Raw genomic sequence first — 23,477 nt, 5'->3', positions numbered from 1 at the left:
CGCTATGGCTCATTCGACGTCGCAGATGCGATCCTTCAGCATCTGGCTGGCGCGGAAGGTCAGCACCCGACGCGGGGTGATCGGCACTTCCACGCCGGTCTTGGGATTGCGACCCACGCGCTCTGCCTTGTCGCGCAGCACGAATGTGCCGAAGCCCGAAATCTTGACGTTTTCACCCTCTGCCAGCGCGTCCCCCATCTGATCGAGTATCGCCTCGACCAGACTGAGTGACTCTGCGCGAGAAAGTCCCACGCGACGGTTGATGCTCTCGGCCAGATCGGCCCGCGTCAAAGTGCCTACGGATCGCATCCCTTGCTTTCCCCCAAAACTGATCAAACCCCATCGAACACGATAGCGTGAATTTTGCACAAGGCAATGCATTGCCTTGTGGCAATGTGTTGGGGTCAAAGGGAATTCGGCAGTCTTAATTCGGGACAACTGCGCATTTACACCCGAGCGATGCAGGCGCCCCAGGTAAATCCACCACCCATCGCCTCAAGCACCACCAGATTGCCGGGCCGGATGCGCCCGTCGCGAACCGCCGTGTCATAGGCCAGCGGCACCGATGCCGCGCTGGTATTGGCGTGGATATCGACGGTAACGACCACCTTTTCAGGCGGCAGACCAAGCTTGCGCGCGGTCGCGTCAAGGATACGGATATTGGCCTGATGCGGCACGACCCAGTCGATATCGGCCGGGACATGGCCTGATGCATCAAGGACTTCTTCGAGCACCGTGGCCAGATTGGTGACCGCGTGGCGGAAAACCTCGCGCCCCTTCATCCGCAACTTGCCGACGGTGCCGGTTGTGGACGGTCCGCCATCGACGAACAGCATGTCGTTGTAGCGGCCATCGGCGTGCAACCGGCTGGCGATGATCCCGGGTGCGGAAGGATCGGCGGCATCGACCTCGCGCGCTTCAAGCACCAATGCGCCAGCGCCGTCGCCGAACAGCACACAAGTTGTGCGGTCTTCCCAGTCGAGGATGCGGCTGAAGGTTTCGGCGCCGATCACCAGCGCCCGCTTGGCCGGCCCCGCGCGCAGCAGCGCGTCGGCGGTGGTCAGCGCATAGAGGAAGCCCGAGCAAACCGCCGCGACATCGAACGCGATGCCGCCGTTGCAGCCCAGATTGTGCTGCACGATTGTTGCAGTAGCCGGAAAGGTCTGATCGGGCGTAGCGGTGGCCACGATGATCAGGTCGATCGACGCCGCATCGATGCCAGCGGCATCCAGCGCGCGCCGTGCGGCATCGGTCGCCAGCGTCGAAGTGGTTTCACCTTCGCCCGCAATATAGCGCACGTGAATGCCGGAGCGTTCGACGATCCATTCGTCGGAGGTATCGACCGTCTGCGCCAGCTCGGCGTTGGTCACGGCGCGTACGGGCAAGGCGGAGCCGCTGCCGACAATCACGGAACGCAAAGTCATGCGCCCGGCTCTGCCTCGGTTTCGCGCACCTGTCGACCTCCAACGCGGCCAGAGTTGTGGATCGTTCCAGTGCCGACATTGGCAAGGTCGACGGCGATCCGCTCGGTCAGGTTCTCTTCGACCAGCCGCGCGGCGATCTCGATCGCGTGGGCCACGCCAAGCGCCGAGGCGCTGCCGTGACTTTTGACCACGACGCCGTTCAACCCAAGGAAGATCGCGCCGTTGTGATTGTTGGGATCGAGATGATGCTTGAGCAGCTCGGTCGCAGGCTTCGAAATGAGAAACCCGAACTTCGAGCGCAGCGAACTGGAAAAGCTGCGGCGCAACAGGTCGCCGACGAATCGCGCGGCCCCTTCCATCGCCTTGAGCGCGATGTTGCCCGAAAATCCATCGGTCACGGCCACGTCGAAATCGCCGCGGCTGAGCTTGTCGGCTTCGGTAAAGCCGTCGAATTCCATGGCCAGGCGATCGGCCGCTTCGCGCAGTTGCGTGGCCGCATCGCGCAAGTCGTCGGTGCCCTTGGTCTCTTCGGTGCCGATGTTGAGCAGGCGCACGCGCGGCGCGGCCAGCCCGTTGACGATCCGGGCATAGGCTGCGCCCATGATCGCGAACTGCACCAGATTGCGCGCATCGCACTCGGTGTTGGCGCCAAGGTCCAGCATGACAAGGTCGTGCTCACCCAATGTCGGCACCAACGCCGCAAGCGCCGGCCGGTCAATCCCGGGCAGCGTGCGCAGCGCGACTTTGGCCATGGCCATCAGGGCGCCCGTGTTGCCGGCGCTGAGTGCGGCACCGGCACGACCCTGCTTCACCGCATCGATGGCAAGACCCATCGAGGTGGTGCGGGCGCGGCGCAGGGCCTGAGTCGGTTTTTCGTCACCGGCAACCGTATCGGATGCGTGCAGTACTTCGACCGCAGGCGCCAGATCGGGATGCGCGGAAAGGACGGCGGCGATTCGTGCCTCGTCCCCCACCAGCAGGAAGCGCAAGTTCTCATGGCGACGGCGGGCAATCGCCGCGCCTTCGACCATGATGGGCACACCTTCATCACCGCCCATCGCATCAATGGCGATACGCGGCAGATCAGACATGCACCGGCCTCCCGTTCAGGCGCTCAGAGGCCGACGGCGAGGACTTCGCGACCATTGTAGTGACCGCAAGCGGTGCACAGGTTGTGCGGGCGCTTCAGTTCACCACAGTTCGAGCACTCGTGGAATGCTTCCACCTTCAGCGCATCGTGGCTGCGACGCATGCCGCGACGTGACGGCGAGGTTTTACGCTTGGGGACGGCCATCTCGGCACCTGTTCCTGATCTTGACTATAACGTTCGTTCACGGGCGCGATAGGCAAAAGCACCCCGTCGCACAACCCTTGGATATTCACGCACTGCCGAAACGGCGCATGACGCAAGAGCAGGGAGTCGGAGAGCCGCCAATCGCGAGCGAAGGCGCGCCTATACGGATTTCCGGATGATTTGCAAGCGCAGCCGCGCTAGTCCTGTCTCGGGACTTGGGAGAGACAAAACAATGATACTGCCCGTTACACTGTCAAGCGCAGGCGCCGCCGCCCTGCTCAACATCTGGCTTTGCATCCGAATCGGCATGGTCCGCACCGCCAAGAAGATTTCCGTCGGCGATGGCGGCGACGAAGATCTGGTTCGGCGCATGCGCGCGCAGGCAAACTTTGTCGAGAATACGCCGTTCATCCTCGTGCTGCTCGCCGCAATCGAACTGGCGCGCGGCAGCAGCCTGATTCTGGCGGGTGTCGCCGGGCTCTATATGCTGGGGCGCGTGGCGCACGGTGTCGGCATGGACGGCGGCGTGTTCGGCAAAGGTCGGATGGCCGGCACGCTGATCACGATGCTTACCCTGCTGGGCCTTGGCGTTTGGGCGGTATCGATCGCGCTCGACGCCTGATCCCTGATGCCAAATCGGGGGTGCCGCGCCGGTGGCCCGGCATCCCCCTTTTCGGTCATGACAGCATATAGTCGCTGACGTAGCTGTTGGTCTGCCGTTCCTTGCCGAACGTGCTGATCGGACCGTGGCCGGGCACGAAGGTCACGTCGTTGCCCAGCGGCCACAGCTTCTGCGTGATCGAATCGATCAGATCCTGATGATTGCCCAGCGGAAAGTCGGTGCGCCCGATCGATCCCTGGAACAGCACGTCACCGACGATGGCGATCCGTGTCGGCGCATGGTGGAATACCACGTGCCCCGGCGTGTGCCCCGGGCAGTGGATCACGTCCAGTTCGACCTCACCGACGGTGACCTTGTCGCCATCGTGCAGCCAGCGGGTCGGCTCGAACACCTCGCCGTCGATGCCCCAGCGGCGGCCATCTTCGTCCAGCTTGGCGATCCAGTAGCGGTCGGCCTCCTCCGGCCCCTCGATCGGGACGCCCAATTCGCGCGCGAAGATGCCGGTCGAGCCGCAGTGGTCGATGTGGCCGTGCGTCACCAGCAGCTTCTCGATGGTCACCCCGGTCTTTTCAACCGCGCGCCGCAGCTTGGCCAGATCGCCACCCGCATCGATGAACGCGCCCCGCATGGTCTTGGTGCACCACACCAGCGTGCAGTTCTGTTCAAGCGGCGTCACGGGAATGATCGCCACCTGAAACGGCGGCAAGGCAGGCTGGGGTGCGGACGCTTCAGGAGTTTCGCTCATGCCCCAGAAATGGCGGCGCTGCGGGCGGTTGGCAAGGGGGCGAAAAGCGCAACCAAACGGAGCTTCCTCCATTAGCGGAGCAAGCGAAAGATGCATAACGTCGCACAATGACTAGAATCACCATCAGCTACCTGGCTGACGACGAATGGGATGGCGAACTGACCGTAACTGTGTCAGCGGACGGCTTTGCCGGGGTTGGCAGTGCATGGTTCAGTAAACTTGAATTGCTGGATTTCGCTCAGGCAATCACGGCATATCCACTATCTGCCGCAATGCCGCATTCCATTTCAGGAGGTCGCGGGGGCAACTCTGAAATACCGCCTCAGGAATTGGTGAAAGTTACGTTCGAACCTCACAACACGCGTGGCGCCATCCGGGCATCGATCCATCTTGAGGCCGCTATCCAGGAAGGGTCGGAACAAGACCTGAAAAAGGCAACGACCGTTAGCTTTCTGGTTACCTACAATGATCTGGCCGAGTTTGGACCCGCCATTGGCGACGTGGTCAACGGCCGCGCGGCAGAGGCGATTCTGACCGTTCGACCCTGACGGCCCGGCCTTAAACCCGCCCGCCCTTCCATACCACGCGGCCGATCACTTCGACTTCTGCTCCGGCGCGCTCCGTGCTGGGGTAGGCGGGGTTGTCGCTGATCACGCGGACCGAGCCAGCGCGGCCGCGCTCCAGCCGCTTGACCAGCAGCACGTCATCCAACCGGACCACGTGGACTCCGGCGCGCAAGGGGCGGGGTGTGCGGTCGACAAGGATTTCGTCGCCATCGCGCAAGGTCGGCTCCATTGAATCGCCCTCGACCTCGATCACCGTCAGTGCGCGCGCATCAAGCCCTTGCTGCCGCAACCAGCCATAGGAAAAGCGTAGTGTGCCGGAGGGAATTTCCTGCACCGGCAGCGCGCCCGGCCCGGCCGACGCGCCCAGGGCCAGCCGCGGAATGTCGATCCATTTCACCGCCTTGGTCACTGTCTGGGGCAGGCCCGCGCCGCGTCCGGCAGCGATCGGCGCGACAAAGACCGTATCGCGCGCCGGGCCGCCGAGCTCCACTTCATCGACGCCGAGAAACTCTGCGAGCGTCCTGCGGTCGGTTTCCTCAAGCTTGCGCGGGCTGCCCCTATGCACGAATTGCTGGAGGTAGCTGGCATTGCGCCCGATCAGCGCCGACAGCGCCGACAGGCTGACGCCGCGTGCGCTGGCCAACTCCACCAGTCGTTCACGCCCGCCATCGTCACCGCCTTGCGCAGCATTGTGGGCCATTCTTGCCAAATCCTTGCACCAAAATCGAAGGACTTTTCCTAGACTCGTAGGATTTTTCCGTCAATACCCTTCACATCGAAATTGAGTCGAAGGAAAAATCCACTTTGGCTGGCAACATCAAAACTTTTTGCACGCTCCATCAGGGCAAACTCCGCCGGCCAAACTCCACCTGAACGCCTTCGCCTCGCCTAGGCTGGCCGATGGCGAGCGGCCTGCATCTTTCACTGACTTTATACTCAGAACATTTCATGAACAATCTGGGAGAAACCTCCGATGTGGCTTGATCATCGCTTCTTCGAAACCAAGTCGTTGCCGCAGCCTTCGCCAGAGGATGCGAACGCCCGCCTGCCAGACGCTCGCAACACGCCGCGCAAGACCATGCGCAAGGTCCGCGCTACGTCGGGCGAGCGGTTGCTGCGCGCGGTTCTGGAACTGGCCGGGCGCGAGGTCGTGCTGGTGAGCCATGCCGAACGCCCGTGGGCCAGCGTCACCTTCCACGGTTCGCGCCAGACATTCGTGCTGCGCTTCCACGGGTGGGAGGCTTGCGACGGCGCCGAACACCTGATCGCGCAAGTTCCCGAACACGAGTTTACCCTGCCCGGCCTGCTGGTGGCCGATGCGGTGGTCGTCCGCGCCGATCAGATGCTGCTGCCCTGCCCGCACATGGAAGTGGAACTGGAAATCCTGCTGCTGGAGGACAATTGAGCGTGCTCAATACCCCAGCGTCAGGTCCACTTGCGGCGACAGCGGCTCACCCCGGACAAAGCGGCCGATGTTGTCGAGGAAGCGGGCGGTGGAGCGGGCGAACATCTTGTCCTGCGCGCGGCCAGACAGATGCATCGTCACGTGCGCATTGGGCAAGGTCCACAGCACGTCATCGGCGGGCAATGGCTCGGGCGTGCACACATCCAGAAACGCACCGCCGATTTGCCGTTCCTGCAAGGCGGCGACCAGCGCGGGCTGATCGACCACGCGGCCCCGCGCCACGTTGACCAGCACGGCCGATGGCTTCATCGCCGCGATCTCGGCCGCACCGATCATCCCGTCGGTTTCGGGCGTGGCGGGCACGGCCAGAATCACCCAGTCGAATTCGCCCAGCCGCGCGCGCCATTGATCGGAGGTCAACGTCCCCTCGCCGGGGCTGCGGCGTACTTTCACCACCTCGACATCAAAGCCCTGCAACATGCGATCGACCCGCTGGCCGATCTCGCCATAACCCAGGATCAATGCGCGGCTGCCGGCCAGTTCCACCTTCCCCGGCGAATCAAGCAGCCATTCGTGCCGGTCCTGCGCGCGCACCACATCGCGATACCCCTTGGCGATGGTGAGCATACCCATCACCACGTATTCGGCGATGGTAATCGCGTTGATCCCCGCGCCGTTCGTCAGCACCACACCGCGTTCGCGCAGCAACGGCAGGGGAAAGAAATCGACCCCGGCATAGATCGAGTTGAGCCAGCGCAGCTTCGTCGCGCGCTCGATCGCCTGCCGCATCCCTTCGGGCTGGTGCAGATCGAACCAGCCGATCTCGGCCTCGGGCGCAAGCTCCAGCAGTTCGGGCACCGAGCGAAAGAAGCGCGGCTCGATCTGCGGGGGCAACCGCCCCTCGACCAGCGGCGCGGCCATCGCATTCATCACGAGGACTGTCATCGGCAAGGCTCTCCCGTCCCATTGGCTAGTCGGGGAACCCTAGCGCACCAAAGTTTCGAAATGAAACGGATTTTGCCGCAAGTCTGCCACATACCGCTCGTGTCGAGAGCAATGGGATGGGATCACTGCTCCCTGTCATGCGGCGTTGGTCACGAGACAGTTGTGGCGTATCAGCCCAGCTTCCAGTCCCAGCCGAGCGGGTCGCCGTCCATCACCTCGACGCCTTGCGCGGCCAGTTCGTCGCGCAGCGCGTCTGATCGGGCGAAGTCCTTGGCGGCGCGGGCTTCCTTGCGCGCGGCAAGGGTGGCCTCGATCTCACCTTCGGTGATGGCAACGCCCTTGGGGCGCAGGCGCAAGGTGCCGCGATCAAGCGTCAGCAGACCAAGTCCGAGGACTGCGTCCATCTGCGCAAGAGCAGCCAGCTTCTCGCCAGCATCAACCTTCTTCAGCGCCAGCACTTCGTCGAACACGGTCAGTGCGACGGCGGTGTTGAGGTCGTCCGAAATCGCGGCCTCGAACCGGTCAAGGAACGGCCCGAAGCGCGGCCCCGGAACTGCCTCTGCCTCTCCGGCTCGCTCGCGGACTTGTGCGACGCCCATCACCATCCGCTTCAGCCTGGTCAGCGCGGCGCCCAGACCCTCCCACGAAAACTCCAGTTCGCTGCGATAATGCGCCTGCAGGCACATCAGGCGGTAGGCGAGCGGGTGGTAGCCCTTGTCGATCAGCAGTTGCAGCCGCAGGAACTCGCCTGAGGACTTGCTCATCTTGCCGCTGCGCTCGACCAGAAAGTTGTTGTGCATCCACACTTTCGCGCCGGAATTTTCCGCCACGTCGAGCCCGTTGGTGCAGCAGCGTGCCTGATTCTGCGCGATCTCGTTGGGGTGGTGGATTTCGCGGTGGTCGATGCCGCCGGTGTGGATGTCGAACGGGAAGCCCAGCACTTCGCCCGACATGACCGAGCATTCGAGATGCCAGCCCGGCGCGCCCCGGCCCCAGGGTGAGTCCCATTCCATCTGTCGTGTCTCGCCCGCCGGGGTCTTGCGCCAGATGGCGAAGTCGGCCTGATGACGCTTGCCATCAACCTGTTCGATCCGACCCTCGCCCTCTTCGGTGGCGGCGCGTGCCAGACGGCCATAGTCGGCCACGGTGGAAACATCGAAATAGAGGCCGCTGTCCAGCTCATAGCAGTGCTTTTCGGCGATGCTTTGGGCGAACGCGACCATCTGCGGCACGTAGTCGGTGGCGATGGTCCACTGCGCGGGCTGACGGATGTTGAGCGCGCGGATATCGGCCCAGTACGCCTGCTTGTAGTGCTCGGCGATGTCCCAGATCGACTGCTTCTGCACCGCCGCCATCCGCTCCATCTTGTCCTCGCCCGCATCGGCGTCGTCGGTCAGGTGACCGACATCGGTGATGTTGATGACGTGGGTGAGCTTGTAGCCCTTGAAGCTGAGGGTACGCCCGAGCACATCGGCAAAGACGTAGGCGCGCATGTTGCCGATGTGCGGGTAGTTGTAGACCGTCGGCCCGCACGAATAGACCCGAGCCTCTCCGGAATGCACCGGCACGAACGGCTCAAGCGAGCGGGTCAGGCTGTTATAAAGCGTCAGCGGCGTGGCAGAGGGCGTCTCGGTCATGCCATGTGCCTTGCCCTGCCCGAGCCGCCGCGGTCAACCGCGATCCGCCCTGCGCCGGCCCGGCGCAGGGGTTGCGGGATCAGAAGCCGACGAACTTCACGCTGCCGTCAAGTCCCACGCGTTCGCGTTCGAACCCGTTGACCGGGGCGTCAGCGTCGCGATAGCCGATGGCGATGCCGCAGAAGAAGATGTGCGTTTCATCCGAAACCGACAGGAAATCCTTGATCAGCTTGGCATAGAGCGAAAGCGCCTCTTGCGGGCAGCTATCGAGCCCTTCCTCGCGCAGCAGCAGCATGATGGTCTGCAACCACATGCCCACGTCCGACCACTGCGGCGGCCCCATGCGGCGATCGAAATAGCACAGCAGCACTGCCGGTGCGCCGAACGATTCGATGTTGCTGCGCATGAAATCGTTGCGCGCATCGCTGTCGCCCCGACCGATGCCCATGGCACCGTACATAGCGGCGCCAACCTGGCGCAGACGGTTCATGCATTCGGGGATCACCTGCGGATCGTCCCAACTGTATTCGCGCGGATCCTGCGGCGGGGTGACCAGCATCTTGTCGCGCAGCGCGCGCAAGGGTTCGCCGGTCAGGATGGTGGCTTCCCACGGCTGGAAATTGCAGCCCGACGGGGTCCACCGTGCCGTTTCCATGACCCGGCGCAGCACATCGAGCGGCACCGGATCGGACTTGAACGCGCGGATCGAACGGCGGGTTAGAACGGCGTCAGAGACGCTGGCGGAGGGGGCGTGGGGTGCGGTCATCCACTTTAAATGACCGGTTAAATTCCGCCGGTCAAGGGGCGGAGCGCCGACCTCAATCTTCATCCTCGAACAATGCGGCGAGTTGTTCGACCATCGTGCCGCCAAGCTGTTCCACGTCCATGATCGTCACCGCGCGGCGATAGTAGCGCGTCACGTCATGGCCGATGCCCACCGCGACCAGCTGCACCGGAGACTGCTTTTCGATCCAGTCGATCACCTTGCGCAAATGCTGTTCAAGATAGCCCGCGTTGTTGACCGACAGCGTCGAATCGTCGACCGGCGCACCGTCGGAGATGACCATCAGGATGCGGCGATCCTCTTGCCGCGCCAGCAGGCGGCTGTGCGCCCACAACAGCGCCTCGCCGTCGATGTTTTCCTTGAGCAGCCCTTCGCGCATCATCAGGCCAAGGTTGCGGCGCGCGCGGCGCCACGGCTCGTCGGCCTTCTTGTAGACGATGTGCCGCAAATCGTTGAGGCGACCGGGATGCGCGGGCTTGCCCCCCGCCAGCCACGATTCGCGGCTCTGCCCGCCCTTCCACGCGCGGGTGGTGAAGCCCAGCACTTCGGTCTTGACCCCGCAGCGCTCCAGCGTGCGGCCCAGAATGTCGGCGCTGATTGCCGCGATCGAGATCGGCCGACCGCGCATCGACCCGGAATTGTCGATCAGCAGGGTGACGACGGTATCCTTGAACTCGATGTCGCGCTCGATCTTGTACGACAGCGAATGGCCGGGCGAGATGACCACCCGTGCTAGACGCGCGGCGTCGAGCAGGCCCTCTTCCTGATCGAAGTCCCAACTGCGGTTCTGCTGCGCCATCAGGCGGCGTTGCAGCCGGTTGGCCAGCCGCGTAACCACACCCTGCAGCCCCTTCAACTGCGTGTCGAGATAGGCGCGCAGCCGGGTCAGTTCGTCCTCGTCGCACAAGTCGGTGGCGCCGATGACCTCGTCGAACTGTTCGGTATAAGCCTTGTAATCAAAGCCCTCGGGAATGTCGGTCCACTGCCGGTTGGGACGCGTGGGCAGCATGCCCTCCTCGCCCTCGTCGGCCATGTCGGCGTCGGCACTGTCCTCGCTCTGCTCGATTTCGCGCTCGTCGTCGCCGTCCTCGTCGCCCTCGGACGTGTCGCCCGCAACTTCGCTGGGCTGCTGGTCGGGGTTGTCCTCAGCCGATTCGGGCTGCTCCTCGCCGTCGTCCTGCTGTTCCTCGCCCTCGTCCTCGTCCTGCTCGTTGTCGGCGGGGTCGGCGGTCTGGACGAGTTCGAGATGGCCCAGCATGTCGAGCGCCAGTTGCTGAAACGCCTTCTGGTCGCCCAGCCGTTCGGCCAGACCCTTCATGTCATCGCCCGCGCGCGCTTCTACCCAGCTACGGATCAGATCGGTGCCGGTGCGCGCCGATTCGGGCACCGGCTGGCCGGTCAGCCGTTCGCGCAACAACAGCGACAGCGCGGTTGCCAATGGCACTTCCTCGGCCCGCCCGGCGCGGATGATCGGATCAGACGCCAGCCGCAATTGCGTGACCGCACCGATGTTGCCGCGCATCCCGGCATAGCCGTCGGTGCCCAACGCCTCGAACCGGACTTGCTCGACCGCGTCATAGACCGCGCGTGCGACCGGTTCAGCCGGGGCGCCGCGCTGGTGCAGGCTGCCGTCGTGCAGCCGCAGCCGCAGCGCCATCGAATCGGCAAAGCCCCGTGCCTCGGCCACTTGTGCGGCGGGCAAGGCCCGGCCCGGCATGGGGATGCGCAGCGAACCGCCGCTTTGCCCGGGGGCATCGGCGGTCCACGCCACCTCGATCTCCGCCTCGTCGGCAACCGCGCGTGCGGTGCCGGCAAGAACGGAGCGGAACTGGTCGAGCGGGCTTTCTTCGGACAATTTCTCAGGCTTTCAGGTAATACCTCAGCCGATGCTCTGCCCGGTCTTGGCCCAATCCGCAAGAAAGCCTTCGATGCCCTTTTCGGTCAGTACATGCTTGAACAGGCCCTTGATCACCGCCGGAGGGGCCGTGATCACGTCCGCGCCGATCTTGGCGCTTTCCAGCACATGGATGCCGTGACGAATGCTGGCGACAAGGATTTCGGTCGCGAAAGCATAGTTGTCATAGATCAGGCGGATGTCGCGGATCAGGTCCATGCCGTCAAAGCCGTTGTCATCGTGGCGGCCGACGAACGGCGACACGAAGGTTGCCCCGGCCTTGGCCGCGAGCAGCGCCTGATTGGCCGAGAAGCACAGCGTCACGTTGACCATCGTGCCATCGCCGGTCAGCTTCTTGCAGGTCTTGAGCCCGTCGATCGTCAGCGGCACCTTGATGCACACGTTGTCGGCGATCTTGCGCAGGATTTCCGCCTCGCGCATCATTCCCGCATGGTCGAGAGCAACCACTTCGGCCGAGACCGGACCGTGGGTCAGGTGGCAGATTTCCTTGGTCACCTCGATGAAGTCGCGGCCCGACTTGGCGATCAGCGAGGGGTTGGTGGTCACCCCGTCGAGCAGCCCGGTGGCGGCCATCTCGGCGATTTCGGCGGTGTCAGCGGTGTCGACAAAGAACTTCATGGGGAGAGCTTTCTGATGTGCGCGGCCCGGTTGGCCCGACCGTCGCGATCCAATGGGCCCCTATAGGCGCCATTTTCAGCCTTGTCAGCGCCGCGTGGCCACCTGTCAGTTGGTGGCGGCAAGGGCCAGCGCCGCGACCAGCATGGCATCGCCGGTGGCGCGCGGATCGGCACGGATTTCGGCCTCGGCGTCGGCCAGCGCATCCCACAGCACGTCATCGGCCCGCGCCGCCAATTCCCGAACCCAGCCAGACACATCCACCCCGGCCAGGATCGACAACGCCGAGCCCAGCAGCGGATCGTCAAGGCCGTGCAGCAGGTCCGCGAACTCGGGCAGCATCGCCTGCACCAGAGAGCCGCGCATCTCGCCGCGCAAGTATGCGGTCGCAGCGTGCGGACCGCCGCGCAGGATGGCGCGGGCATTGGCTATGCCGACCTGGCGCACCGCGTCGGCCAGCACCGGGGCCGCCCTGCGCACCGCACGCTCTGCCGCGGGGCGCAGCGATTCGCGCAGGCGGACGCGGACTTGCGGCGAAGTCAGCAGCCGCGCCAGCGCGCCGCCTTGCGCGCCAAGGCTGCCGGGCAGATCGGCACGGGCGATGAAGCCGTCCCAGCCGCCGCCGGGTGCGGTCAGCCGGGTCAGCGCCCGGTCGGCACTGCGGCGCAGCAGGCGGCGCACCGCCTCGTCCAGACTGAGCGGGGGCAGCGAAGCACAGGCCGCCAGCGTCAGCGCGATCAATCCTGAACCTCCCGCCGCCAGCATGGCGCGGCGCGAACGCACTTGTCGCATCGTTTGGGTGGGCACGGGGGCGCTCTCCTTTGCCGGAAACGGGTACGCGGCCTTTTCGCCGGGCCAAGTGTGCCTATAGAGGGTCGATGATGAAACCCAGCATGAACCCGGCCCGCAGCCGCACCGCATGAACCGCTGCCGTTGCCTTGTCTTCAATGCGGCGCTGGGCGTGCTGGATTACCGCGTGCCCTCAGGCATGGACGTGGAGCCGGGCAGCGTTGTCGTGGCGCCTCTGGGGCCGCGCCAGATCATCGGCGTGGTGTGGGATACCGAGCGCCTGCCCGATCAGGACGTGCCCGAACACAAGCTGCGCCCGCTGTTGCAGGTGCTGCCCGTGCCCCCGCTGCCCCAGCCCTTGCGGCGGCTGATCGAATGGTGCGCGGATTATTACATGGCTTCGCTGTCGCAGGTGGCGCGCATGGCGCTGTCGAGCAGCGCGGCGCTGCGCGGAGGCGGCACCGTCACCGAATACCGGCTGACCGGCCATGAACCGACGCGCCTTACCCCGCAACGGCTGGCCGCGCTCGATCTGCTGCACGACCAGCAGGCGACGATCCGCGAACTGGCCGAGATCGCGGGCGTATCCGACGCGGTGCTGCGCGGCATGGTCAATGCCGGAATGCTCGAAGCGGTGACGGTCGACAGCGACCGACCCTATCCCCACGCCGACCCGCACCATGCCGATCCCGACCTCAGCGAAGCGCAGGCCGCCGCCGCCGCGCGCATGGTCGAAGCGGTGCGCGCCCACGCCTTCCGCCCCTTCCTGCTCGACGGGGTGACCGGATCGGGCAAGACCGAGACCTATTGCGAGGCGATCGCCGCCGCGCTTGAGGAAGGCCGTCAAGTCCTGGTGCTGCTTCCCGAGATCGCGCTGACCGAACAGTTCCTGCGCCGGTTCGAGGCGCGCTTTGGCGCCACGCCGGTCACCTGGCATTCCTCGCTCAAGTCGTCGGAGCGGCGGCGCGCATGGCGGCAGGTGGCTTCGGGCGGCGCGCAAGTGGTGGTCGGCGCCCGCAGCGCGCTGTTCCTGCCGTTTGCGCGGCTGGGGCTGATCGTGGTCGATGAAGCCCACGAGATCAGCTTCAAGCAGGACGACGGCGTGCGCTACAACGCGCGCGACGTGGCGGTGATGCGCGGCCATTTCGAACAAGTGCCGGTGGTCCTCGCCAGCGCCACCCCCGCGCTCGAAAGCCTGCAGATGGCCGAGGCCGGGCGCTATGAAAGGCTGGTCCTGCCCGACCGCTTTGGCGGTGCGACGATGCCCGCGATCTCCATTGTGGACTTGCGCGAGGACGTGCCCGAACGCGGCCGCTGGCTGGCCCCTTCGCTGGTGGCCGCGCTGAAAGACCGCCTGCTGAAGGGCGAGCAGAGCCTGCTGTTCCTCAACCGCCGTGGCTATGCGCCGCTGACGCTGTGCCGCACTTGCGGCTATCGCTTCCAGTGCCCCAACTGTTCGGCGTGGCTGGTCGAGCACCGGTTGTCGCAGCGACTGGCCTGCCACCATTGCGGGCATGAAGTGCCGCCGCCGCCCGCCTGCCCCGAATGCAACGAGCCCGACTGCATGGTCGCCTGCGGCCCCGGCGTGGAGCGGATCGCCGACGAAGTGGCCGAAATCCTGCCCACCGCGCGCGTCGAACTGGTCACCTCGGACACCCTGACCAGCGCCGCCAAGGCGGCCGAATTCGTCGAGCGCGCCAATGCCCGCGCCATCGACGTGATCGTCGGCACGCAACTGGTGACCAAGGGCTTTCACTTTCCCGAGCTGACGCTGGTGGGCGTGGTCGATGCCGATATGGGACTTGAAGGCGGCGACCTGCGCGCGGGCGAGCGGACTTATCAGCAAGTGGCGCAAGTTGCCGGGCGCGCCGGGCGCGGCGAAAAGCCGGGCGAAGTGCTCATCCAGACCCGTCACCCCGAAGCCCCGGTGATCGCCGCGCTGGCCGCAGGCGACCGGGACGCCTTCTACGAAGCCGAGGCCGAATCGCGCCGCGAGGTCGGCGCACCGCCGTTCGGGCGCTGGGCCGCGATCATCGTATCGAGCGAGGACGAGGCAGAGGCCCGCGACGCCGCACGCGCCATCGGCGGCACCCAGCCCCGGCTCGACGATGTGCTGATCCTCGGCCCCGCCCCCGCGCCGCTGTCGCTGCTGCGCGGTCGCTACCGCTATCGCCTCCTGATCAACGCGCGCCGCTCGACCGAATTGCAGAAGATCCTGCGCGGCTGGCTCGACCCGCTGCGCCTGCCCCCCGGCGTGCGCGTGGCGGTGGACATCGATCCGTACAGCTTTGTGTAGGGGCTGCTCCCCTCCCCACCCATTTTCTCCCCATCCCTCGGCGGAGAAATGGACCCTGAACCAAGTTCAGGGTGACAACGTTGGAGGATTGCACCCCCAGCGGACAGGTTGACCCCGCCCGGCACCGATCTACCCCGCCCGTATGAGCGACACATCCGGCCCCGTCCTCGTGCCCATCCTTGGCGACCAGCTTTCGCACGGGCTCTCCAGCCTTGCCGACCGGACGCCCGACGACACCGTGGTGCTGATGATGGAAGTCTCCGACGAGGCCACCCATGTGCGCCACCACAAGGCCAAGATCGTGCTGATCCTGTCGGCCATGCGCCACTTCGCCGCCGAATTGCGCGCGGCTGGATGGACGGTCGACTATGTGGCGCTCGACGATCCGGCCAATACCGGCAGCTTTTCCGGCGAAGTGGCGCGCGGCATTGCCCGTCATGGCGCGCGCGGCGTGCAGATCACCGAGCCGAGCGAATGGCGCGTCAAGGCCATGATCGAAAGCTGGCGCGAAACGCTTGGCGTGCGGGTGCGAATGCTGCCCGACACGCGCTTCGTGTGCCCTTTGCCCGACTTCTTTGCATGGGCGGCAGGGCGGCGCGAACTGCGGATGGAGTACTTCTATCGCGAGATGCGCCGCCGCACCGGGCTGCTGATGGCAGGCGACAAACCGGTCGGCGGGAGGTGGAACTTCGATGCCGAAAACCGGGGCGCCGCCGAACCCGACTTGCGTCCGCCCAAGCCGCCGCGCTTTGCCCCCGATCCCATGACGCAAGCCGTGATCGGGCTGGTAGAGCAGCGCTTTGCCGGGCATTTCGGCAGCACGGCCGGGTTCAACTGGCCGGTCAGTGCCGATGATGCCGAACGCGCCGCGCAAGCCTTTCTGACCGAGCGCCTGCCGCTGTTCGGGCGGTATCAGGACGCAATGCTCGCCGGGTCGGACACGATGTTCCACGCGCTGCTCTCGCCCGCGCTCAACTTCGGGCTGCTCGACCCGTTCGAGCTGTGCCGCCGGGCCGAGGCCGAATGGCAGGCGGGCCGCGCCCCGATCGAGGCCGTGGAAGGCTTCATCCGGCAGGTGATCGGTTGGCGCGAATACATCCGGGGGATGTACTGGCTGGAGATGCCCGGACTGGCGCAGGCCAATGCGCTCGACGCCAAACGGCCCCTGCCCGACTTCTGGTGGACCGGCGAAACGAAGATGCGCTGCCTGTCGCAATGTGTGCGCACCACGCGCGACAACGCCTATGCCCACCATATCCAGCGGCTGATGGTGCTGGGCAATTTCGCGCTACTGGCGGGATTGCGGCCCAACGAGGTCGCTGACTGGTTCCTAGCGGTTTATGCCGACGCGTTCGAATGGGTCGAACTGCCCAATGTGGCGGGGATGGCGCTGCATGCCGACGGCGGGCGGCTGGCGTCGAAGCCTTATGCCGCCAGCGGCGCCTATATCGCGCGGATGAGCGATTATTGCGGCGCCTGCGCCTACAAGGTCAAGCAGCGCACCGGGCCAGACGCCTGCCCCTTCAATGCGCTGTACTGGCACTTCCTCGACCGCAACGAGGGCAAGCTGGGCGGCAACATGCGGCTGGCCCAGCCTTATGCCAACTGGCGGCGGATGGACGCGGACAAACGCGCCGAAACACTGGCCAGCGCCGAGGCATTCCTTGACACGCTGGTCCCCGCAGACCCCGGCTGGGCGCGCTGACGCCAGCGGCTAGGCGTCTGCGCGCTCAAGCAAGTCGGCGGCCTGCAGCAGGCGGTTGCCGTGGTCGGTTTCCTCGCGGCCATTGGCGCGCAGCAGCGCGGCGGCTTCGGCATTGTCGAGCGAGGCCGCCCAGCCTTCATACAGCGCCTCACCACCGAATTCGCCAGCCGACAGCTTGCGCAGCGCTTCGGGCGTGACTTCGGAGAACGGGAAGCTGCCCGCCTTCAGATAGGGGTTGTCCTGCGCCGAGGGGGGCGGGAAATCGCCGCCTCCCAGTGCGGCAATGGCCTGCGAGGCACGGTGCGCGTGCTTCATTTCCTCGACCGCATTGTGGTGCAGCAGTTCGATCACGGCGGCGTTGTCGGTGCCCTGTGCGGTAACCTTGTACAGCGTTTCACTGGCCGCTTCGACCAAGACCATCACCTTCAGGTCATCGACCGTAGGCGCGGTGACTGTGCCGATGTGGGCAAAGGCTTCGCGGATGGTCTGCGGCAAATGCGCATCGAGCACGATTTCGGCCATGATTGATCTCCCGGATTTCCTGTTCTGACGCGCAGGATACCGCAGTTCAATCGATCGGTTAAGAACTTTCGCGCATCAGAAGTTCGCGCTTTATCTCAAGGCCATAGGCATATCCGCCCAGTGTGCCGTCGGTACGGATGACGCGGTGGCAGGGAATCAGCACCGCCACGTTGTTGGCCCCGTTGGCGCTGCCAGCGGCCCGCACCGCGCGCGGATTGCCCGCCGCCGCCGCGATCTGGGCATAGCTGCGCGTCTCGCCCGGCGGGATGCGGCGCAACTCGCGCCAGACCGCTTCCTGAAAGGCGGTGCCCTTCACGTCGAGCGGGATATGCGCAAAGTCCTGATCGGGCCGCTCCACCGCCGCCACGACTTGCGCCAGCAATGCGGCGAACGCTGAGTCGCCCTCGGCCAGTTCGGCGCGGGGAAAGCGGCGGGCGAGCTCGTCGGGCCCCTCGTTGAACGACAGGCGGCACACGCCCTTGTCGGTTGCGGCGACCAGCATTTCGCCAAGGCTGGTCGGCACCACCGCCCAGCTGATCGTCACCCCTGCGCCACCATTGACCCATGCCGAAGCCGTCATTCCCAAACGCTCCTGAGTGTTGGCGGCATAGAACCGCGATGGCCCGGAAAATCCGGCCTCATAAATCGCATCGGTCACGCGCTGTTCGCTGGTGAGCGCCTGCGCCGATCGCTCAGCCCGCAACGCCCGCGCATAGGCGCTGGGCGACAGTCCGGTGTGGCGCGCGAACACGCGCTGGAAATGCGCCGGGCTGTATCCGGCGAATCGAGCCAGATCGGCCAGCGCCAACGGTTGCTCCGCCGACTTGATCGCGGCGATCGCGGCCAGCACGGCGCGTTCGTCGCGCGCTACGTCATCGGGACTGCACCGCTTGCAGGGCCGCAAGCCCGCCGCGCGCGCTGCCGCGCCATCGGCAAAGAAGCGCACGTTCTCACGCCGGGGGTGGCGCGCGGCGCAACTTGGCCGGCAATAGATCCCGGTCGACAGCACTCCTGTGACGAATCGCCCGTCGCTCGCCCGGTCGCGCGCCAACACCGCCTGCCAGCGTCCGGTGTCGGATTCGGCGTCAGCCTCCTTCGCTTCCATCGCGGCCATAGTGGTCGGGGTGAGTGCTTCCATCTGACCGATCATAGTCAACGCCTCCTCAAGTTGCGACCGTTCCTGCAAGAAAGCGCGCTGCGGTGCGTCCCGGCGCTTGCGATCAAAGCCGCCACGCGCGAAAAGCCGCGCCATGTTGTTGCGCCGCCTGCTTGTCGCCCTTGCCCTGTCCCTGTTTTCCCCGGCCGCCTTTTCACCGGCCGCCATGGCTGATCCTGCCGACATCGCCGCCGCCGGGCGCGGGGTGGTGCGTGTGGTCATCGTCGAGAATCAGGGCAATCAGGTGCGGCTGGTCAGCCATGGCTCGGGCTTTGCCATCGCGCCCGATCTGGTGGTGACCAACGCGCATGTGGTCGAGGAACTGCAGCGCAACGGCAGCCTGCTGGCCGGAATCGTGCCCAGTCAGGGGCAAAAGACCTATCCGGCGCACATCCGCGCGTTTTCGCCGAACAACGATCTGGCGCTGCTGCAAGTGGACAACGGCGCCAACCTCCCCGCGCTGACGCTGTTCCCCGGCCAGGCGGGCGACGGCGAACAAGTTGCGGCGCTGGGCTTTCCCGGCAATGTCGACATGGCGCAAGGCCTTTCGCTGGCGGACGTGGTCACTCCGCAAGAAGCGGTGAAATCCTATGGCAACATCTCGGCCGGGCGATCTTCGCGCCAGTTCGACACGATCCTGCACACAGCCCAGATCGGCGCGGGCAATTCGGGTGGACCGCTGCTCGATGCCTGCGGGCGGGTGCTGGGGGTCAACAGCTTTGGCACGGTGACCGACAACGGCACCGATTCGGCGTTCTACTTCGCCATCTCGATGCACGAGGTGACCGCCTTCCTGTTGCAGGCGGGGGTCAATCCGCACACCAACGGACTGCCATGCACCTCGTTTGCCGATTTGCAGCGCGCCGACAGCGAACGCGCCGCGAGCGATCAGGCGCGACAGGCCGCCGAGCAGCAGGCCCGGCTGGCAGCGCATCAGCAAAAAGCGGAAAAGGCCCACCGGGAAGCCGAACTGGCAATCCTGTCCGAGCGCGACAACGAGCTGGCGGTGGCGGCGCTGCTGCTCGTGGCGGCGCTGGGTGCGGGCGGATTCGCCTTGCTTCAGGCCCAACGCAACGAAACCCGCAAGATGAAGTGGGCAGCGGGTGGTGCGGGCGCGGCGCTGCTGCTGGCCATTCTGGTCTGGGTCTTGCGCCCGCCGCTGAGCGACATCGACGAGCACGCCAAGGACATTCTGGCCGATGCAGACGCCGCTGCCGCCAGTGCAAGCGCTTCAGAGGGGGCTGACGATCAACCGGACAGCGCTGCAAATCCATCGGCAAAGCTGGTCTGCGTGCTCGATCCGCAGCGCAGCCGGGTGACCGTTTCCGACATCACCGACGTGCCGTTCAACTGGCAGGACAGCGGCTGCGTCAATGCCCGGACCCAGTATGGCCTGGCCGAGGACGGCTGGTCGCGGGTGTTCATACCAAAGAACAATGACACGATTTCGGTCAACCATTTCGACCCGGCCACGCACCAGTACACCATCGATCGCTACCTGCCCGATCTGGACCGGGTGAATCAGGCGCGGGCCATGCAGGACCAGATTCCCTCGCCATCGTGCGCCGCCGGTGTCGACGCCGCGCGCCAGCTGGGCGCCGCACAAGCGCGGATTCGCGCGCTGTTGCCGCCCGAACCGAACGAGCGGTTGCGCTATACGTGCCAGCCTCGCCCGTGATGCGCGGCACCGGAGTCGGCGGCCCCGTCAGGGATAAGGCACCGCGATAATCGGGCCGATCGGCTCCGGTACGGACGCATACGTCTGCACGAACCGGACACCCCCCTTCCATCTGCTCTCTTGTCATGTCTCGGTTACGTTGCTAGGCGCGCCCCGACTGCGGGGCCAAGGCGTGTTTTTTCGCGCCTGTCCGGCCTTGCCCGATCAAACCTATTAGGGGGACCAGGACGCGTGGAGATTTCCGGCGGCATAACGGCCAGCTTGGCAGGGCGCTACGCTTCGGCGCTCTTTGAACTGGCGAGCGATCAGGGCGCGGTTGCCGTGGTCGAGGCTGACCTTGAGAACCTGTCCGGCGCCATCGCCGAATCGGCTGACCTCGCCGCGCTGCTGCGCGACCCGCAGGTTTCGCGCGAAGCGGCGGCCGCCGCGATCGAAGGCGTTGCCGGTCTGCTCGGTCTGGCACCGTTGACGCGCAACTTCCTTGGTGTGCTGGCGGGCAACCGTCGTCTGGCCTCGCTGCCCGACGCGATCCGCGCCTTTGTCGCCATCGCCGCCGCCCAGCGCGGCGAAGTGACGGCAGAAGTTACCAGCGCCCACCCGCTCGACGATGGCCAGATCGCCCAGCTTGCCGCCAAACTGGCGCAAAGCGAAGGCGCCACCATCAAGATCCGCACCTCGGTCGATCCCGAGATCCTCGGCGGGCTGATCGTCAAGATCGGCAGCCGCCAGATCGACAGTTCGATCCGCACCCGTCTCAACTCGCTTGCACAGGTCCTGAAGGGCTGATCCAGCCCTCTACCGGCCCCAGACAGACTTCCATGAAAGGCTGACAATGGAAATCCGCGCCGCAGAAATTTCGAAGGTCATCAAGGACCAGATCGCCAGCTTCGGCACCGAGGCGCAAGTCTCGGAAGTCGGCTCGGTGCTGTCGGTCGGTGACGGTATCGCCCGCATTCACGGTCTGGATCAGGTCCAGGCCGGCGAAATGGTCGAATTCTCCAACGGCGTTAAGGGCATGGCCCTCAACCTCGAATCCGACAACGTCGGCGTCGTGATCTTTGGCTCGGACAGCGAGATCAAGGAAGGCGACATCGTCAAGCGCACCGGCACCATCGTCGACGTGCCCACCGGCAAGGGCCTGCTCGGCCGCGTGGTTGACGCGCTGGGCAACCCGATCGACGGCAAGGGTCCGATCTTCTACGAAGAACGCCGCCGCGTCGAAGTGAAGGCTCCGGGCATCATCCCCCGCAAGTCGGTGCACGAACCCGTGCAGACCGGCCTGAAGGCGATCGACGCCCTCGTGCCGATCGGCCGTGGCCAGCGCGAGCTGATCATCGGTGACCGCCAGACCGGCAAGACCGCCGTCGCCATCGACACCTTCATCAACCAGAAGGCCGCCAACGCGGGCGACGACGACAAGAAGAAGCTGTTCTGCATCTACGTCGCCGTCGGCCAGAAGCGCTCGACCGTGGCGCAGATCGTCCGCCAGCTCGAAGAAAACGGCGCGATGGAATACACCGTCGTGGTCGCCGCCACCGCTTCGGAGCCCGCTCCGCTGCAGTATCTGGCGCCCTACACCGGTGCGGCCATCGGCGAATTCTTCCGCGACAACGGCATGCACGCCGTGATCGTGTATGACGACCTTTCCAAGCAGGCCGTCGCCTATCGCCAGATGTCGCTTTTGCTGCGCCGCCCGCCGGGCCGCGAAGCCTATCCGGGTGACGTGTTCTATCTGCACAGCCGCCTGCTCGAACGCGCGGCCAAGCTGAACGATGACAACGGCAACGGGTCGCTGACCGCGCTGCCGATCATCGAAACGCAGGCCGGTGACGTGTCGGCCTACATTCCGACCAACGTGATCTCGATCACCGACGGCCAGATCTTCCTTGAAACCGGCCTGTTCTTCCAGGGCATCCGCCCGGCGATCAACGTCGGTCTGTCGGTCAGCCGCGTCGGTTCGGCCGCGCAGACCAAGGCGATGAAGAAGGTGGCCGGCTCGATCAAGCTGGAGCTGGCGCAGTACCGCGAAATGGCGGCCTTCGCGCAGTTCGGTTCGGACCTCGACGCTTCGACGCAGAAGCTGCTCAACCGCGGTGCGCGCCTGACCGAGCTGCTCAAGCAGCCGCAGTTCTCGCCGCTCGGCTTCGAAGAGCAGACCGCGGTGATCTTTGCCGGTACGCAGGGCTATCTCGACAACGTTCCGGTCAACCGCGTGACCGAGTACGAAGCCGAACTGCTCAGCTACCTGCGCTCGCAGAAGGCCGAAGTGCTCGCCGAAATCCGCGACACCAAGGATCTGGGCGATGGCGCCAAGGCCAAGCTGAAGGAAGCGCTCGACGCTTTCGGCAAGCAGTTCGCGTAAGACTACACCGCTTCGGCCCCTTGCCGACTGCCCGCTCGTCAGAGCAGGCCGGGTCGGCGGGGGCCAAGGATGCCGGAACCGGTCCGGCATGACGATCAGGGGACAGGTCTCGGCTTATGGCCAGCCTTAAAGAACTCAAGCTGCGGATCAACTCGGTCAAATCGACCCAGAAGATCACCAAGGCCAAGCAGATGGTCGCCGCGGCCAAGCTGCGCAAGGCACAGGCCGCCGCCGAAGCCGCGCGCCCCTATGCCAGCCGGCTGGCCGATGTGGTCGGCAGCCTTGCCGCCAAGGTCGCCGGGCAGGACAACGGTCCGCTGCTGATGCGCGGCACTGGTTCGGACAAGCGCCACCTCCTCGTCGTGGTCAACACCGACAAGGGTCTGTGCGGTGGCCTGAACTCGAACATCGTCAAGGAAGCCAAGCTTCAGGCGCGCGCGCTGGAAGCGGCTGGCAAGACGGTGGCATTCTACCTCGTGGGCAAGAAGGGCCGCGCGCCGATCAAGCGCGACTACCCCAACGGCATCGTGGCCGCGTTCGACACCAGCACGGTGCGCACGCCCGGTTTCGACGAAGCCAGCGCGATCGCGCACGAGCTGACCGCCATGTTCGAGGCGGGCAAGTTCGACGTTGCTCACCTCATCGCACCGAAGTTCAAGTCGGCGCTGGCGCAAGATCCGGTAACCGCGCAGCTGATCCCGGTTCCCGCGCCTGCCGCCACGACCGAATCGGGTTCGGTGGTCGAGTATGAGCCGAGCGAGGAAGAAATCCTCGAAGCTCTGCTGCCGCGTTATCTCACGACGCAAATCTTCGGTGCGCTGCTGGAACGCGAGGCCTCCGAACAGGGTGCGTCGATGACCGCGATGGACAACGCGACGCGCAACGCGGGCGAGATGATCAAGAAGCTGACCATCCAGTACAACCGCAGCCGCCAGGCCGCGATCACGACCGAACTCATCGAAATCATCGCCGGCGCCGAAGCGCTCTGACGACAAGACATCAAGGCAAGGAATAACC

The 23,477-nt window shown here is 65.4% G+C and carries 23 protein-coding genes; 9 read left to right on the top strand and 14 right to left on the bottom strand.

Going from position 1 to position 23,477, the window contains the following annotated elements:
- Positions 1-9: 9 nt before the first annotated feature.
- From LDN95_RS18095 to rpmF, 4 genes are all read right to left on the bottom strand, one after another.
- A complete protein-coding gene (locus LDN95_RS18095; protein ID WP_226018967.1) occupies positions 10-309 on the bottom strand; it encodes an integration host factor subunit alpha in 300 nt (99 codons plus the stop codon).
- Between the two features lie 137 nt (positions 310-446).
- Positions 447-1,424 (bottom strand): beta-ketoacyl-ACP synthase III, encoded by a 978-nt coding sequence (locus LDN95_RS18090; protein ID WP_226018966.1) that lies wholly within the window; start codon positions 1,422-1,424, stop codon positions 447-449.
- Positions 1,421-2,515 (bottom strand): phosphate acyltransferase PlsX, encoded by a 1,095-nt coding sequence (gene plsX, locus LDN95_RS18085; RefSeq protein WP_226018965.1) that lies wholly within the window; start codon positions 2,513-2,515, stop codon positions 1,421-1,423. The genes LDN95_RS18090 and plsX overlap by 4 nt, the downstream gene beginning before the upstream one ends.
- A gap of 23 nt (positions 2,516-2,538) precedes the next feature.
- On the bottom strand, positions 2,539-2,718 hold the full coding sequence (gene rpmF / locus LDN95_RS18080; protein ID WP_226018964.1) for a 50S ribosomal protein L32: 180 nt from the start codon (positions 2,716-2,718) through the stop codon (positions 2,539-2,541).
- Positions 2,719-2,950: 232 nt separating this feature from the next.
- Here rpmF and LDN95_RS18075 point away from each other — a divergent pair, with 232 nt between their 5' ends.
- On the top strand, positions 2,951-3,340 hold the full coding sequence (locus tag LDN95_RS18075) for an MAPEG family protein (protein ID WP_226018963.1): 390 nt from the start codon (positions 2,951-2,953) through the stop codon (positions 3,338-3,340).
- A 55-nt stretch (positions 3,341-3,395) separates the two neighbouring features.
- Here LDN95_RS18075 and LDN95_RS18070 read toward each other — a convergent pair whose 3' ends face one another.
- Positions 3,396-4,085, bottom strand: a complete 690-nt coding sequence (locus tag LDN95_RS18070) for an MBL fold metallo-hydrolase (RefSeq protein WP_226018962.1) — start codon at positions 4,083-4,085, stop codon at positions 3,396-3,398.
- Between the two features lie 107 nt (positions 4,086-4,192).
- On the opposite strand from LDN95_RS18070, the gene LDN95_RS18065 reads away from it, so the two are divergent.
- Complete coding sequence (locus LDN95_RS18065; RefSeq protein ID WP_226018961.1) at positions 4,193-4,633, top strand: hypothetical protein; 441 nt, start codon at positions 4,193-4,195, stop codon at positions 4,631-4,633.
- Positions 4,634-4,643: 10 nt separating this feature from the next.
- Here LDN95_RS18065 and LDN95_RS18060 read toward each other — a convergent pair whose 3' ends face one another.
- Positions 4,644-5,351 (bottom strand): S24 family peptidase, encoded by a 708-nt coding sequence (locus LDN95_RS18060; RefSeq protein WP_226018960.1) that lies wholly within the window; start codon positions 5,349-5,351, stop codon positions 4,644-4,646.
- Between the two features lie 273 nt (positions 5,352-5,624).
- Between LDN95_RS18060 and LDN95_RS18055 the strand changes: the two genes are divergently transcribed.
- On the top strand, positions 5,625-6,056 hold the full coding sequence (locus LDN95_RS18055; protein ID WP_226018959.1) for a hypothetical protein: 432 nt from the start codon (positions 5,625-5,627) through the stop codon (positions 6,054-6,056).
- Positions 6,057-6,062: 6 nt separating this feature from the next.
- Here the strand turns inward: LDN95_RS18055 and LDN95_RS18050 are convergent, their stop codons facing one another.
- The 6 genes from LDN95_RS18050 to LDN95_RS18025 all read right to left on the bottom strand — a co-directional run bounded on the left by LDN95_RS18050 (position 6,063) and on the right by LDN95_RS18025 (position 12,759).
- Complete coding sequence (locus LDN95_RS18050; protein WP_226018958.1) at positions 6,063-7,001, bottom strand: D-2-hydroxyacid dehydrogenase; 939 nt, start codon at positions 6,999-7,001, stop codon at positions 6,063-6,065.
- Positions 7,002-7,171: 170 nt separating this feature from the next.
- Entirely contained in the window at positions 7,172-8,638 is a 1,467-nt protein-coding gene (gene cysS, locus LDN95_RS18045) for a cysteine--tRNA ligase (protein ID WP_226018957.1), read from the bottom strand.
- A gap of 79 nt (positions 8,639-8,717) precedes the next feature.
- Positions 8,718-9,404 carry a nitroreductase gene (locus tag LDN95_RS18040; protein WP_226018956.1) on the bottom strand — a complete coding sequence of 229 codons (687 nt, stop codon included), beginning with the start codon at positions 9,402-9,404 and terminating at the stop codon, positions 8,718-8,720.
- A 52-nt stretch (positions 9,405-9,456) separates the two neighbouring features.
- Positions 9,457-11,277 carry a cobaltochelatase subunit CobT gene (gene cobT, locus LDN95_RS18035; RefSeq protein WP_226018955.1) on the bottom strand — a complete coding sequence of 607 codons (1,821 nt, stop codon included), beginning with the start codon at positions 11,275-11,277 and terminating at the stop codon, positions 9,457-9,459.
- 24 nt (positions 11,278-11,301) lie between these two features.
- Positions 11,302-11,955, bottom strand: coding sequence for a fructose-6-phosphate aldolase (gene fsa / locus LDN95_RS18030; RefSeq protein ID WP_226018954.1), 654 nt, complete (start codon positions 11,953-11,955; stop codon positions 11,302-11,304).
- Between the two features lie 105 nt (positions 11,956-12,060).
- Positions 12,061-12,759 (bottom strand): DUF4197 family protein, encoded by a 699-nt coding sequence (locus LDN95_RS18025; RefSeq protein ID WP_226018953.1) that lies wholly within the window; start codon positions 12,757-12,759, stop codon positions 12,061-12,063.
- A gap of 112 nt (positions 12,760-12,871) precedes the next feature.
- Between LDN95_RS18025 and LDN95_RS18020 the strand changes: the two genes are divergently transcribed.
- Together LDN95_RS18020 and LDN95_RS18015 are read left to right on the top strand one after the other, a co-directional pair.
- Complete coding sequence (locus tag LDN95_RS18020) at positions 12,872-15,037, top strand: primosomal protein N' (protein ID WP_226018952.1); 2,166 nt, start codon at positions 12,872-12,874, stop codon at positions 15,035-15,037.
- 142 nt (positions 15,038-15,179) lie between these two features.
- Positions 15,180-16,742 carry a cryptochrome/photolyase family protein gene (locus LDN95_RS18015; RefSeq protein ID WP_226018951.1) on the top strand — a complete coding sequence of 521 codons (1,563 nt, stop codon included), beginning with the start codon at positions 15,180-15,182 and terminating at the stop codon, positions 16,740-16,742.
- A gap of 9 nt (positions 16,743-16,751) precedes the next feature.
- Here the strand turns inward: LDN95_RS18015 and LDN95_RS18010 are convergent, their stop codons facing one another.
- The gene (locus tag LDN95_RS18010) at positions 16,752-17,264 is read right to left on the bottom strand and encodes a ferritin-like domain-containing protein (protein WP_226018950.1); all 513 of its coding nucleotides are present in this window, start codon (positions 17,262-17,264) and stop codon (positions 16,752-16,754) included.
- A 58-nt stretch (positions 17,265-17,322) separates the two neighbouring features.
- Entirely contained in the window at positions 17,323-18,369 is a 1,047-nt protein-coding gene (ada, locus tag LDN95_RS18005) for a bifunctional DNA-binding transcriptional regulator/O6-methylguanine-DNA methyltransferase Ada (RefSeq protein WP_226018978.1), read from the bottom strand.
- Positions 18,370-18,514: 145 nt separating this feature from the next.
- Between ada and LDN95_RS18000 the strand changes: the two genes are divergently transcribed.
- From LDN95_RS18000 to LDN95_RS17985, 4 genes are all read left to right on the top strand, one after another.
- The gene (locus tag LDN95_RS18000) at positions 18,515-20,098 is read left to right on the top strand and encodes a S1C family serine protease (protein WP_226018949.1); all 1,584 of its coding nucleotides are present in this window, start codon (positions 18,515-18,517) and stop codon (positions 20,096-20,098) included.
- A gap of 231 nt (positions 20,099-20,329) precedes the next feature.
- A complete protein-coding gene (locus tag LDN95_RS17995) occupies positions 20,330-20,884 on the top strand; it encodes a F0F1 ATP synthase subunit delta (protein ID WP_226018948.1) in 555 nt (184 codons plus the stop codon).
- Positions 20,885-20,930: 46 nt separating this feature from the next.
- On the top strand, positions 20,931-22,460 hold the full coding sequence (atpA, locus tag LDN95_RS17990; RefSeq protein ID WP_226018947.1) for a F0F1 ATP synthase subunit alpha: 1,530 nt from the start codon (positions 20,931-20,933) through the stop codon (positions 22,458-22,460).
- A gap of 116 nt (positions 22,461-22,576) precedes the next feature.
- Positions 22,577-23,449, top strand: coding sequence for a F0F1 ATP synthase subunit gamma (locus tag LDN95_RS17985; protein WP_226018946.1), 873 nt, complete (start codon positions 22,577-22,579; stop codon positions 23,447-23,449).
- Positions 23,450-23,477 lie beyond the last annotated feature (28 nt).

This window comes from Novosphingobium sp. FKTRR1 (assembly GCF_020404405.1).
GTDB lineage: Bacteria > Pseudomonadota > Alphaproteobacteria > Sphingomonadales > Sphingomonadaceae > Novosphingobium.
The sequence above is the reverse complement of the archived record's forward strand: the minus strand, read 5'-3'. Positions and strand labels throughout refer to the sequence as shown.